General features: G+C 57.3%; 14 protein-coding genes. 5 read left to right on the top strand and 9 right to left on the bottom strand.

Annotated features, from left to right (window positions below):
- Positions 1-192 precede the first annotated feature (192 nt).
- Positions 193-315, bottom strand: a complete 123-nt coding sequence (locus tag BIS10_RS18935) for a hypothetical protein (RefSeq protein ID WP_266100169.1) — start codon at positions 313-315, stop codon at positions 193-195.
- A gap of 372 nt (positions 316-687) precedes the next feature.
- Here BIS10_RS18935 and BIS10_RS13125 point away from each other — a divergent pair, with 372 nt between their 5' ends.
- Complete coding sequence (locus tag BIS10_RS13125; protein ID WP_253505840.1) at positions 688-1,542, top strand: SDR family oxidoreductase; 855 nt, start codon at positions 688-690, stop codon at positions 1,540-1,542.
- 111 nt (positions 1,543-1,653) lie between these two features.
- Here BIS10_RS13125 and BIS10_RS13120 read toward each other — a convergent pair whose 3' ends face one another.
- The 5 genes from BIS10_RS13120 to BIS10_RS13100 form a co-directional block, all read right to left on the bottom strand.
- Positions 1,654-1,953, bottom strand: coding sequence for a DUF2335 domain-containing protein (locus BIS10_RS13120; protein WP_253505838.1), 300 nt, complete (start codon positions 1,951-1,953; stop codon positions 1,654-1,656).
- Positions 1,922-2,119 carry a hypothetical protein gene (locus BIS10_RS13115; protein WP_253505836.1) on the bottom strand — a complete coding sequence of 66 codons (198 nt, stop codon included), beginning with the start codon at positions 2,117-2,119 and terminating at the stop codon, positions 1,922-1,924. The genes BIS10_RS13120 and BIS10_RS13115 overlap by 32 nt, the downstream gene beginning before the upstream one ends.
- 89 nt (positions 2,120-2,208) lie before the next feature.
- Positions 2,209-3,525 (bottom strand): amino-acid N-acetyltransferase, encoded by a 1,317-nt coding sequence (gene argA / locus BIS10_RS13110; protein WP_253505834.1) that lies wholly within the window; start codon positions 3,523-3,525, stop codon positions 2,209-2,211.
- A 179-nt stretch (positions 3,526-3,704) separates the two neighbouring features.
- Complete coding sequence (locus tag BIS10_RS13105) at positions 3,705-4,970, bottom strand: inorganic phosphate transporter (RefSeq protein WP_230834682.1); 1,266 nt, start codon at positions 4,968-4,970, stop codon at positions 3,705-3,707.
- A gap of 9 nt (positions 4,971-4,979) precedes the next feature.
- On the bottom strand, positions 4,980-5,660 hold the full coding sequence (locus BIS10_RS13100; RefSeq protein ID WP_044629978.1) for a TIGR00153 family protein: 681 nt from the start codon (positions 5,658-5,660) through the stop codon (positions 4,980-4,982).
- Between the two features lie 136 nt (positions 5,661-5,796).
- On the opposite strand from BIS10_RS13100, the gene BIS10_RS13095 reads away from it, so the two are divergent.
- On the top strand, positions 5,797-6,696 hold the full coding sequence (locus tag BIS10_RS13095) for a CYTH domain-containing protein (RefSeq protein WP_253505832.1): 900 nt from the start codon (positions 5,797-5,799) through the stop codon (positions 6,694-6,696).
- A gap of 42 nt (positions 6,697-6,738) precedes the next feature.
- Positions 6,739-7,644 (top strand): ion transporter, encoded by a 906-nt coding sequence (locus tag BIS10_RS13090; protein WP_083023653.1) that lies wholly within the window; start codon positions 6,739-6,741, stop codon positions 7,642-7,644.
- 91 nt (positions 7,645-7,735) lie between these two features.
- Here the strand turns inward: BIS10_RS13090 and BIS10_RS13085 are convergent, their stop codons facing one another.
- A complete protein-coding gene (locus tag BIS10_RS13085; RefSeq protein ID WP_159341265.1) occupies positions 7,736-8,359 on the bottom strand; it encodes an L-threonylcarbamoyladenylate synthase in 624 nt (207 codons plus the stop codon).
- Between the two features lie 54 nt (positions 8,360-8,413).
- Positions 8,414-9,370 carry a PHP domain-containing protein gene (locus BIS10_RS13080; RefSeq protein ID WP_253505830.1) on the bottom strand — a complete coding sequence of 319 codons (957 nt, stop codon included), beginning with the start codon at positions 9,368-9,370 and terminating at the stop codon, positions 8,414-8,416.
- A 134-nt stretch (positions 9,371-9,504) separates the two neighbouring features.
- Between BIS10_RS13080 and BIS10_RS13075 the strand changes: the two genes are divergently transcribed.
- A complete protein-coding gene (locus tag BIS10_RS13075; protein ID WP_253505828.1) occupies positions 9,505-9,804 on the top strand; it encodes a YciI family protein in 300 nt (99 codons plus the stop codon).
- A 157-nt stretch (positions 9,805-9,961) separates the two neighbouring features.
- Positions 9,962-12,001, top strand: a complete 2,040-nt coding sequence (gene mnmC / locus BIS10_RS13070; RefSeq protein ID WP_253505826.1) for a bifunctional tRNA (5-methylaminomethyl-2-thiouridine)(34)-methyltransferase MnmD/FAD-dependent 5-carboxymethylaminomethyl-2-thiouridine(34) oxidoreductase MnmC — start codon at positions 9,962-9,964, stop codon at positions 11,999-12,001.
- On the opposite strand, the gene BIS10_RS13065 is transcribed toward mnmC, so the two are convergent.
- On the bottom strand, positions 11,995-12,267 hold the full coding sequence (locus BIS10_RS13065; protein ID WP_062372376.1) for a YheU family protein: 273 nt from the start codon (positions 12,265-12,267) through the stop codon (positions 11,995-11,997). The two genes, mnmC and BIS10_RS13065, sit on opposite strands and share 7 nt — an antisense overlap.
- Positions 12,268-12,357: the final 90 nt, after the last annotated feature.

The raw sequence follows: 12,357 nt of genomic DNA, 5'->3' as shown, positions 1-12,357 counted from the left end.
GGTCATCTCGCCACGTTCCACTTGCTCTACCACGGCCTGTTTAAAGGCCAGAGTGTAGTCTTTCTGTGTGCGCTTAACTCGTTGACTCATCACGCTCTCTCAAAATAAGGACGGGAACGTGTCAACTCTATTCAGGACGGGTCATAAACTAAAAAAAGGCGCTAACAACAGCGCCTTTTTAATCTCTCTTACTTACTTTTTCTCTGACTTTTTCTCGGCATCAGGATTGACGTGGTGCGTGTCAGGCATCGGGTTTGCATCATCATGATGGTCGTCGCGCTGATCTTTCTTCTGGTCGTCTTTATCAGGGGACATAGTACCTCCTACTCCTTGGTGGTTGTCGAGATAGTGGCTGGAATAAGGCCTCACTCACTATAGCTGCTGCAGGGGTTCTTGCCATGGTGCGCTATCCGCCTAATACCATCACTACTTACTTACGCTTAATCAAAAACCATTTATAACAGTCACTTAAAAAAAGAAGCAGGAGCAATCTCCTATTGATCGTCTGTTTAAATAGCCTTTATTAATTCTCGCTATTCCAGGTTACTGATGCGCCCGCACTATTTGCTCTATCCTTCGCCTTTGGTCTACGTTGAAAGCTCGACATTCGGCAGCTAGCCGCCTGAGGAGACAGGCAGCCCTGCCAGCTAATCGAAGCGATTCGTGCACACAAAGGAGTGACCGCACATGAGCGACCAACAGCAGCCCCCGCAGCACCAGAACAAACAGCCCGGCGATGAGTACGCCATGCGCCCGGAGCCGGAGTACATTCGCCAGAGCTATCGCGGCGCTGAAAAACTGCTCGATAAAGTGGCTATTATTACTGGCGGCGACAGCGGCATTGGCCGCGCCGTGGCCGTGCACTACGCCCGTGAAGGGGCAGACAGTGTGATTGTGCATCTCAAAGAGACCAAAGATGCCGAGGAAACCAAGCGGTTAGTGGAAGCAGAAGGCCGCCGCTGCTTGGTGTTGAAAGGCGATGTGGCCGCCCCGGCATTTTGTCGCGAGATTGTTAAGCGCACCCTGGATCACTTCGGCAAGATCAACATCGTGATCAATAACGCCGCTGAGCAGTACGACTGGGACGATATTACCGAGATCCCCGACGAGCAGTTAATGCGTACCTTCCAAACCAATATCTTCAGCCACTTCTACTTAACCAAAGCGGCGCTGCCCCACTTGAGCGAGGGCGATACGATTATTGCCACCTCCTCCATCAACGCGTTCAAGGGCAACGACACGCTGATTGATTACACCGCCACCAAAGGTGCTATTCAGGGCTTGGTACGTTCGTTGGCGATGTCGCTGATGGATCGCGGGATTCGCGTCAACGCCGTGGCCCCAGGCCCCATCTGGACGCCGCTGATTCCAGCAAGCTTCGAGGAAGATAAAGTAGCGGAATTTGGCAACCAAGTGCCCATGAAGCGCCCCGGCCAGCCTAGCGAAATCGGACCGGCGTATGTCTACTTGGCCAGCGAGGAATCGTCTTACATGAGCGGCCAAACCATGCACTTGAACGGCGGTGTGATTCTCAATACCTGAGCAGTCTTCTGGGGCGGCTGTGCCGCCCTACCCATCACACTCTCTCCCTGCTTACACTACTGCTTGTTACGCACCTTTATAAATACAGTAGCCAAGGCTGTAGGCCATCCATTAGCCGCGCTTGATCTCGCTGATACTGGCATCCTGAGAGCGTATATTTGACTCAGCAATACGAGAGTTGGCGGCGTTTTCTTTGTCTTCTTGCTTGTGGCGATGCGCTTGTTCCTTCTCAGCCATTGCTAAAATACGATCTGCAGCGCCTGGGCTGATGCGCTCGTATTTCTCCATTTCAGCAGAAGGTGGCAAGGGTCCTGAGTAGGTCAATTGTTGAGCAATAATACTTTGAGTGTTAGAAGAAGCTGGTGATTGCTGCGATGAATCACGAGTGTGAGAGCTTGGGGAATCGGTCATATTGCTCCATCGCTTTTTGCATATCTTTTCCAACCTTTAGAAAATCGCTTCTCAATGCCTCTGCATCACTCTCATGCCCTACAAATTCAACAGGTTTGAGCGCCTGCCTCTTTTGCGGAAAAATAGTAGTGACACTTGCAATGTGTACAACACTTTTGAGACTCATGGCGACATCTCCTGGTTAGTTTCTTTTACCATAGCGCATACTGTCTCTAGTGAGGTAGTAGATAGCGTGCATGGTGTCAGTTTTTCCCACTACCCCGCCAAATTTTTCACCAACACCTTAGATTTACGGGCGTGGTTATAGGTTTCGCGTTTTAAAGGCGGCAGGTCTTCAAGGCTTGCGGCGCGGAAGCCGCGCTCTACAAACCAGTGGGCGGTGTGGGTGGTGAGTACAAACATTTCGGAAAGCCCGCGCTGGCGCGCTCGGCGCTCTTGGGCTTCCACTAGCCGCTCGCCGCGTTCGCCACCCCGGTAGTTGCCGTGAACGGCGACGCAGGCTAGCTCACCTACGGTGGTCTCAGGGAAGACGTGTAGCGCTGCGCAGCCAATTACCATGCCGTCCCGCTCAATCACCATGTAATCATCAATTTCGTGCTCTAACCGCTCGCGGGAGCGTGCTACCAGCATACCGCGCCGCTCTAGCGGCTCTAGCAGCTCTAGCAGGCCTGCCACATCGTTCAGCGTGGCGGGGCGCAGCTGTTCGTAGCGGTGCTGGGTAATCATGGTGCCCACGCCGTCACGGGTGAATAGCTCGCCCAGCAGCGCGTCGTGATTGCGCCACGAGAGCAAGTGAGTGCGTGCTACACCCTCACGGGCGGCGGTGCAGGCAGCACTCAAGTGTCGCGCCAATTCGCTACCCGGCGCGGCTTGCTGCAGGCGCGGCTCTGCCTCAAAAGGGGAAAGCTGGCGCAAGAGCGCGCCCTGCTCGTCCTCCAACCCTTCCGACTCGCCCAGTAGAATCAGTTTATCGGCCTTTAGAGCCACGGCGGCGTGCTGGGCCACTTCCGAGGCGTCTAAATCGAACACTTCACCCGTGCTGGAGAAGCCCAGCGGCGGCAGCAGCACTAGCGAGCCTTTTTCCAGCAGACCTTCAATAGCGCTGGCACGCACCCGGCGCACTTCGCCGCTATGGTCAAAATCCACTCCTTCGCGCACACCAAGCGGCTTGGCGGTGACCAAGTTGCCGGAAATCACGCTGAGTTCTACGCCGTGTAGCGGCGTGCTGGGCAGGCCAAGGGAAAGCCGGGCTTCCAGCCATAGCCGCTGGTGCGCCGCTACCTGCTCAACGTGGGCCATCACCGCGCGATCGGCCACCCAGCGGCCATCCACCCGGGTGGGTTCTACGCCAGCGGCAGTCAGTGCCTCATGTACCTGAGGGCGAATGCCGAACACCACTACCAAGCGCACACCTAAGGTGTGCAGCAGCGCTAAATCCTGGATGAGCTGCTCCCCTCGGCCAGACGCCATGGCTTCGCCCTCAATCAAGATGACAAAGGTTCGCCCCCGGTGCGCATTAATGTATGGGGAGGCGTTACGAAACCAATCTACAAAGGGGAAACGAGTGTCCAAGGGCCGCTCTCCGGCAGCAGGTGAATGAAGGTAACGCTGTTTACTTTAACAGAGCACAAAAAACAGCGGCACCTTCTATTGCAAAGATCTTATTCAAAGATCGTGTGCTAAGAAGGTGCCGCTGTAGGCTTGGCGGTTCAGCCGAGCTGTGGCGTGCGGTGCGGAGTTAGCTCCGTCTGTTAACCAAACATGCCTTTAAACATAAAGAAGAACAGAATCGCCAAACCAGCACCAGCAGGCAGCGTAATCAGCCACGACATGGCAATGGTGCCAATCACACGCAGGTTAAGCGCCGCCATACCACGGGCCAAGCCTACGCCCAGCACCGCGCCCACTAGGGTGTGAGTGGTCGAGATGGGCAGACCAGTACCCGATGCCAGCACTACAGTGGTAGCCGCCGCCAGGGTGGCCGCAAAACCACGGCTTGGCGTCAGCTCAGTAATGCCGGTACCGACCGTCGCGATGACTTTATGGCCATAGGTAACCAAGCCAACGACGATACCGCCGCCACCTAGTACCAGCACCCACCAGGGCACAAGGGCCGAGCCCTCAATTTCGCCGCCGGTTTGCACCACGCTGATCACCGCTGCCAGCGGGCCAACCGCATTGGCAACATCATTAGAGCCGTGGGCAAAGGCCATGGCACAGGCGGTGAAGATCATTAGTACGCCGAACACTCGCTCCACGTTGGCGTAACCAAAATGGTCGTTAGCGGTCTTTTCGAATTTGATGCGGCGCTGCATCAGCATGCCAATACCCATAATGACCAAGCCGAGCAGGATGGAGAGCAGCAGGCTTTGGTTAAAGGTCAGGTCGAGCCCCACGTGGGAGAGCCCTTTGGTCAGCGTGACCATGGCAACAATAAAGCCCACCAAAAATACATAGCCCGGCACGTAGCGCTTGGCGGCGGTAAACGGGTTATCGTTTTCAAAAATCAGGTGGTGGACCGATTTGAACAGCACAAAGCCGATGGTACCGGCCAGCAGCGGGGAAACGACCCAGCTTGCCGCAATCTTGGTAACCGCTCCCCAATCCACGGTAGAAGCCCCCAGGCCTGCCACCGCGAAGCCCACAATCGCGCCCACAATGGAGTGCGTGGTGGAAACGGGCCAGCCTTTCATGGAGGCCACTAGCAGCCAGGTTCCCGCTGCCAGCAGCGCCGCTAACATACCGTACACCAGCAGTTGCGGGTCTTCCTGCAGCAACTCCGGGTCGATGATGCCTTTACGAATGGTGTTGGTAACTTCGCCACCGGCCAGCCATGCGCCTAAAAACTCAAAGACAACGGCAATAAGGATCGCCTGCTTGATGGTAATCGCTTTCGACCCCACCGAGGTTCCCATGGCGTTAGCGACATCGTTTGCGCCAACGCCCCATGCCATAAAGAAACCAAATAAACAGGCCAGAATGATAAAAATGTCACCGTGCTGGGCAATAATCTGCATGAGTATCCCTTAGCGTGCGGTCAAAATCTGCAGGCGACTGCCCACGCGTTCAGCGCGATCAGAGACTTCGCCAACCCACTCGATGATCTTGTAGAGGAAGATCACATCCACCGGCGGCAGCTGGCTCTCAAGCTCAAACAGCTGACGACGAATCGCCACCTGCTGGCTGTCGGCCTGGTGCTCAAGGGTGTGTAGTTCGCGGATCATGTTTTGCATGACATCGGAAACGTTGCGACCAAAACCGGATTCCAGCAGGTCTTTCAATTCTTCAAGCGCTTGGCGGGCTTGGGCCACACAGGCCACACTGGTGCGCATGTAGTCGCGCATCGGTTCGGCCAGCTCATTGGGTACGCGCATTTTACGGCCCAGCATAATGCCGGTAATGTCGCGCACTTTGTTGGCAATCTTGTCCTGAACACTGATCAAATCGAGCAGGTCAGAACGCGATACCGGCAGGAACATGGTGTTAGGCAGGTTCAGCCGCAGTTCTGTTTTCAGGGTGTCGGCGTCGTGCTCTAAGCGCGTGACGTTCTCGCGCAGCTCAGCCGCCGTGTCCCAATCACCGACAAGTGTTGCCTCGAAGAACGGCAACAGTTGGTCGGCACATTCATTGGCCTTGACGATGTGGGCCAGCAGCGGCTGGAATGGCGAGCGGCCAAACATCGCGGAAAAAGGGTTGGAGGTTACCATATAGCCTTTAGCCTGTTTTCGGGGAGCCTGGAAATGGCGGGCGCCAGTATAAAGAGTGCGTCCGCCGCCGTCATGAAAAGTTCATAATGTCATCAAAAATTAACCAAAATGTCACAATAGTGAGGTGGCGATTGTCATGAAAAACTCAACCAGTATGCCAGCACCGACCGAGGTAGAGCTAAAACTGGCGCTGCCGCCCACCCAGATCGACGCGCTGTTACACCATCCGGTGCTCGCCAGCACTCCCCCCGTTCAGCAGCAGCTGGCCAACACCTACTTCGATACCCCGGCGGGAGATTTAGCCGCCGCACGAATAGCGGTGCGCCTGCGCCAGCTGGATAGCCAAGTATTGCAGACGGTAAAAACCGCAGGCCAAGGGGGTGGCGGGCTCTCCAGCCGACAGGAGTGGGAGTGGCAAGTTCCTGACCCCAGCTTAGATCAATCCGCCCTGGCCGCCCTGCCGCCCTTTCAAAACGCGTTAGCAGACAAAATTGCGGCACTGCGCCCGACGCTAAGCACAGACTTCCCCCGCCGCAGTTGGCAGCTTGCCTGGCAAGGCAGCAAGATTGAGCTGGTGCTGGATGAGGGCGAGATCGTTTGTGGCAAGGCTCGCGCGCCGATTTGCGAAGTGGAGCTAGAGTTAAAAGCAGGCGACCCTGAGGCGCTATGGTCGCTGGCGGCCGAGCTGGCCAGCCAAGTACCACTGCGCCCCTCCGACAGCAGTAAGGCATCGCGGGGCAATGCGCTGGGCCGCCAGCAGTGGCCGCTGCCTGATGCCCAGCACCCGGCCGAGTGGCTACACCGCGCGACAGTCGCACTCGACGCCTATCACGATAGCGGTGACGCGACGCACTTAATCGCCGCGCAGCAGGCATTGGCAACGCTTGCCCAGCACCCGCAGCTGGATAGCGCCGCACGGGCAGATGCTGAGATGCTGCCTAAGGCATTAGATAGCGCGGGCATGCCCACCAACGCCTACGGCGCGGCTGCGTTAAATTTGGCACGTCGCTTCGCTTATGAAACCGCGCTACGCTAAACACGTTTCAACCACTCATTAAGCCCACCTCAGGATGACGCGATGAGCTTTCCCCTTACTCCCGGCGCCGAAGGATTCCGCGCCCGGCTGTTCCATATTATTTTTGAATCCGATACGTCGGGGGCAAAGGCGTTTGATATTGCGCTAATCGTCGCCATTCTGCTCAGCGTTGCGGTGATTTTGCTCGGTAGCGTTGAGATTTATGCCGAGCGTTATGGGCATATTTTCTTCTACATCGAATGGGCCTTTACACTGCTGTTTAGCCTGGAACTGCTGGTACGGCTTTACTGCCTTGAACGCCCCACGGTGTATTTAAAAAGCTTTTACGGCGTGGTGGATGTGATTGCAATTATCCCCACTTGGCTAGTGCTGCTGGTGCCTGGCGCGCATGCGCTGGTGATGGTGCGGATTTTGCGGGTGTTACGCATCTTCCGCATTTTGCGACTGATGGAGTTTGTGGGGGAAGGCAGGCTGCTGCTGGATGCGCTTAAACGTAGCCTGCGCCAGATTTTGCTATTTTTCAGTAGCATTCTCATGGTAGTCACGCTGTTTGCCGCGCTGATGTACACTATTGAGTCCCCTGAGTCGGGCTTTACCAGCATCCCCATGTCGATATATTGGGCCATCGTGAGCATTACCACCGTCGGGTATGGGGATATTGTGCCCGCCACTTCGCTGGGCAAAGCCATCACAGTGATTCTGATGCTGATTGGCTACTCGATTATTGCCGTGCCCACCGGGGTGTTTTCTGCCCAAGTGATCCGCTCGATTCGTGAAGACCGCTACTCAGAAGAAGCCTGCCCTGGCTGCGGCCACGACCGCCACGAAAAGCGTGCCCGCTACTGCCTACGCTGCGGCACCTGGCTGGATGAAAATAGCGAAGACCCACGCAAGAAAGCGCAGAAGAAAGAGGAAGACAATGGCGATGAGGCTCCTAGCGAGTCGTAGCGGTTGTCACCGCCACTATCTACCAGTGCTCAAACAGGCACTCAAAACACGGGGGCGCTAGGCGCCCCCGTCGTTTCTAGCCTTTCCGGCATCAGTCTTGAAATGGCGTGATGTCTCCGCGCCCTTCCCGCACAATTTTCGGCGGCAGCTCACGCAGGTCAATCACGCTGGTTGGGTCAAGATGGCAGGCGCCGCCATCAATAATCAGATCCAGATGGGCACCAAAGCGGTCACGGATCTCTTCCGGGTCGCTCATCGGCAGCGCTTCGCCTACCGGAATCAGCGTAACGCTCATTAGCGGCTCACCCAGCGCCTCTAGCAGCGCGTGGGTAATGCGGTGATCGGGCACCCGGACACCAATTGAGCGGCGCTTAGGGTGCAGCAGCAAGCGCGGCACTTCGGTAGTGGCATCCAAAATGTAGGTGTAGGGGCCGGGCGTGTGAGCCTTCAGCAGCCTGAACACGGCGTTATCCACTTTAGCGTAAGTGCCAATTTCGGAAAGGTCCGAGCACACCAGGGTAAAGTTGTGCTTGTCATCCAGCGAGCGCAGCCATTTGATCTTCTCAATGGCCTTTTTTTCGCCTAAATGGCAGCCCAGCGCGTAGCCTGAGTCCGTTGGGTAAGCGACTACTCCACCCTTACGAATAATCTCGGTGGCTTGGTCAATCAGCCGCTTTTGCGGGTTTTCCGGATGAATCTGAAAATATTGGCTCATCGCTTACTCCTGCCTGTAGGCATCTATTAGCTAAGGTTTTTAGCGATATCACTTTTAGCTTAGCTGATTCAGCGGCTTAGCACCCAGCATACCGCTCGGGGCATCGCGCAGGTGGGCTAAACGGGGGTGCTGCCAAATAGGCGGCGCGGCGGTACGGGGCACCGGGCTCATGCTGCCAGGCGCTGCATGGCTGCCGGGAAAGTGGAAATCACTGCCCAGCGAAGCGTATAGCTCCCGCTCTACCAACTGGCGCGCTAAATCGCGGGTGGCGTCTGGGTTTTGCTGGCCGCTAACAAGCTCTACGCCCTGCCCGCCTGCGGCCATAAAGGTATCCATCAACAGGCCGCGCTTGCGCCGGGTAAGCCCGTAGCGCAGTGGGTGGGCCAGCACGGCCACACCGCCAGAGGCCACGACCCAGCCCACTGCTTCGCTGATTTCCGGCCAATGGGCTTTAACATCGCCTTTTTTGCCGCTGCCCAGGTAGCGCTTAAACGCGCCAGCCCAATCGGCCACCACACCTTCTGCTACCAACGCTCGGGCAAAATCAGGCCGCCCCAGAGGGCGGTCGCTGCCTGCCTGGGCGCGGGCTTTTTCCAGCGCGTTGGGTAAGCCCATTTTTTCTAAACGCTCGGCGATCACTTCAGCGCGCTTGATACGCGCTTCCCGCTGCTGCTCAAGCCCCTCTATCATCGGCCCCTGCAGCCCGCCGGGCATTAGCGCTACCACGTGAATATTAATCCCCTGCCAGCGGGTGGATAACTCACATCCCGGCACCAGGCAAAGCCCTGCCTTCTGGGCGGCGTGGCTCGCTTCTTCCACGCCATCCATGGTGTCGTGGTCGGTGAGCGCCATGTGAGTAAGCCCACGCCCAGCGCATAGGGTTACCAGATCCGTCGGGGAAAGCGCCCCATCAGAAGCGGTTGAGTGCATGTGCAGGTCAACCGAGTAGCGCTGGTCGGCATCGAACACGGCGGGAAGTTTTGAGGCAAGCGCATTAGGAAGTAGTGGCATTAGCATGACGCCGTGTGGCGAGTTTGTCAGAATAGGCGTGTAGAACACGAATAGGCTCGCCATGGTGCGCGCTAACCGGGGTGCGGTCAATGTTATGGCCGATACGTTACCCCTGCCTTCAAGGAGTTATCCCCATGCTTTACGCCATTATCAGTGAAGATGTTGCCAACAGCTTAGAGCGCCGCTTAGCAGCCCGCCCCGACCACTTAGCGCGGCTTGAAGCACTGCGCGATGACGGTCGCCTTGTACTGGCTGGCCCACACCCGGCGATTGATTCTAATGACCCCGGCGAAGCGGGCTTCAGTGGCAGCTTGGTCGTGGCGGAATTCGATAGTTTAGAGGACGCGCAAGCCTGGGCAGATGCCGATCCATACATCATCGCTGGGGTCTATGCCAAGGTAATTGTTAAGCCGTTCAAAAAAGTTTTGCCTTGACCAATAGGGGCGAGTGTGGAGGGTCCGCCCGCTTTTTCACAGAGCCTGTGGAAAACTCTGTGAAAACTCGGCGGACGCTTTTCTATAAGCCAGAGATAGCGCCCCGATTAACAAATTGATCATTTTTTAACCAATTATCGCCACCACGGATGCCCGCGTGACTCAACGCCCTGCTCAATCCCCTAGTGCTCTACCCCCACTTGAGGCGTTAACCGCCCCACAGCTGACGTGGAACGACACTTCTCCCCATTCAGACGCCTTCGACGACGTCTATTTTTCCCGTGAGGATGGGCGTGCAGAAACCGAGCACGTTTTTTTAGGGGCCAACCAGCTTCCCGAGCGCTTTGCAGCGTGGCAGGAAGCGCGGGCCTTTGTGATTGGCGAGACAGGCTTTGGCACCGGGCTAAATATGCTCTGCGCCTGGGCCTGCTTTGAGCAGCACGCCCCAAAAGGCGCACGGCTGCATCTGTTATCCACAGAAAAATTTCCCCTCGACCGGGAAGCGCTTACCCGCGCCCTAAGCGCGTGGCCGTCGCTTGCCGGTTATTCACAGGTATTGTGCGCGCTATGGCCGGAAGCGGTAAGCGGCATCCACCGTTTGCACCTAAGCGAGCGCGTCACCCTCGACCTGCACTTTGGCGACACCACCGAACGGCTGAACCTGCTGGAGGGCCAAGTCGATGCCTGGTTTTTAGATGGCTTTGCCCCCTCTAAAAACCCGGATATGTGGCAGCCGGAACTGTTTGAAGCCATGGCGGCCCGTTCCCGCCCTGGCGCCACCTTTGCCACCTTTACCTGTGCGGGCATCGTCAAGCGCGGGCTGAAAGCGGCGGGGTTTCACTGGAAAAAAGTGCCGGGGTTTGGACGTAAACGAGAGATGCTAGCGGGCGGTATAGAAGCACCGCCCACAGATACGCGGCGCAACGCGGCGCCCTGGTTCACGCCCCCTGCCCACCGCGATGCAAAGCACGTGATTGTAATTGGCGCGGGCATGGCGGGCAGCAGCGTAGCGGCAGCGCTGGCTAAGCGCGGCAAGCAAGTCACGGTGATTGAGCGTGACGCCCCTGGCGCGGGCGGCTCCGGCAATCGTCAAGGGGCGCTCTATGTGAAGCTGGCGGTGGAAACCAATCATCAAAGCCGCTTCTATTTAGCGGGGCTGCTGTATAGCCAGCGCTGGTTTGGCCAACTGGCAACGGCTCACCCCCAAGAGCCTCCGCTCTGGCAGCCTTGTGGCGTGTTACAGCTCGCTCTAAGCGATAAAGAGGCGAACCGCCAGCAGCGTTTTCTGGCCAATCATCCGCTGCCGGAATCGGTCGTGTCTGCACAGAGTGATGCGCTGAGCAGCCTAGCTGGCGTGCCGGTCTCTGCGGCCCACGGGCTATTTTATCCCCAGGCGGGTTGGGTTCAGCCCAAAAAACTCTGCGAACAGTTGCTGCAGCACGCCAATATCACTCTTCAACAGGGCGACGCCACCGAGCTAAAGCAAGCCCAGCAAGCCTCCCAAACGGCGCAGTGGCAGGTCACGCTGACCAGCGGTGAAACGCTGCAGGCTGATCATGTGGTCGTGGCTACGGCATCCCTGGCTAACCAGTTTGCGCAAACCGCCGAGCTGCCGTTGCAGCAGGTGCGCGGCCAGGTCAGCGAGCTAACGCTGCCAGCAGGTACGAAGGTGCCCACTAAAGTGGTATGTGCGGGAGGCTATGTATCACCACCGATGGATAACGTACTGACCTTTGGCGCCAGCTTTGTGCCCAATAACGCCACAACGCAAGTGGTCGAGGAAGAGCACCAGCGCAATATTGATGAGCTACGCCAAGCGCTGCCAGAGTGGGTGGCTGCGTTTGAAGCATCCGGCGTTTCGTTAAGCCCAGAGGCACTGGAAGGCCGGGCAGCGGTGCGAGCCGCCAGCCCCGATAAAACCCCTTACGCTGGTCCAGTGCCCAACGCGACGGCATGGCAGCGGGATTACGCAGTGCTGCGTAAAGATGCTTCTAAAGTGCTTACTATTACCGGCGAGCACTACCCCGGGCTGTGGATCTCCACCGCCCACGGCTCACGAGGGCTTGCCAGCGCGCCGCTGTGTGCGGAGGTTATCGCATCGCGCATTTGCGATGAGCCGCTACCGCTTGAGCAGCCGCTTATTGATCATCTGCACCCAGGGCGGCGGGTGATTAGCGCGCTGGTACGGGCTCAGTAGTCGCCCTCTTCTTCGTCATCCGCCAACTCTCGCCCAAAGGAGCGCCATTGGGCGAGGGTCATCACTTCGGTCATCTCAAGCTCTAGATCATGAGCAATGATCAGCTCGTGACGATCCAACTGCTGTCTGAGCTCGGCCACCCAGCCGCTCATGCCTTCGCCGGTGTCGGTGGTGTCGTAGCCTTGCCGGGTAACAAACGCTTCCAGCAGCGCGGTTAATGTTTCTGGCGGCAGCATCCGCGCGGGCACTTCGATAAATCGGCTCATTCACTTTGCTCCCAAGCGGCTAAACGCTCAATAAAGGTGGCTTCGTCGATCACTTCAACCCCCAACTGCTCGGCTTTGGTGAGCTTACTG

Origin of the sequence: Halomonas sp. 707B3, assembly GCF_024158645.1 — a bacterium.
GTDB classification, from domain to species: Bacteria; Pseudomonadota; Gammaproteobacteria; order Pseudomonadales; family Halomonadaceae; genus Vreelandella; species Vreelandella lionensis.
Note: the sequence above shows the minus strand (reverse complement) of the source record. Positions and strands in the feature narration are given on the sequence as shown.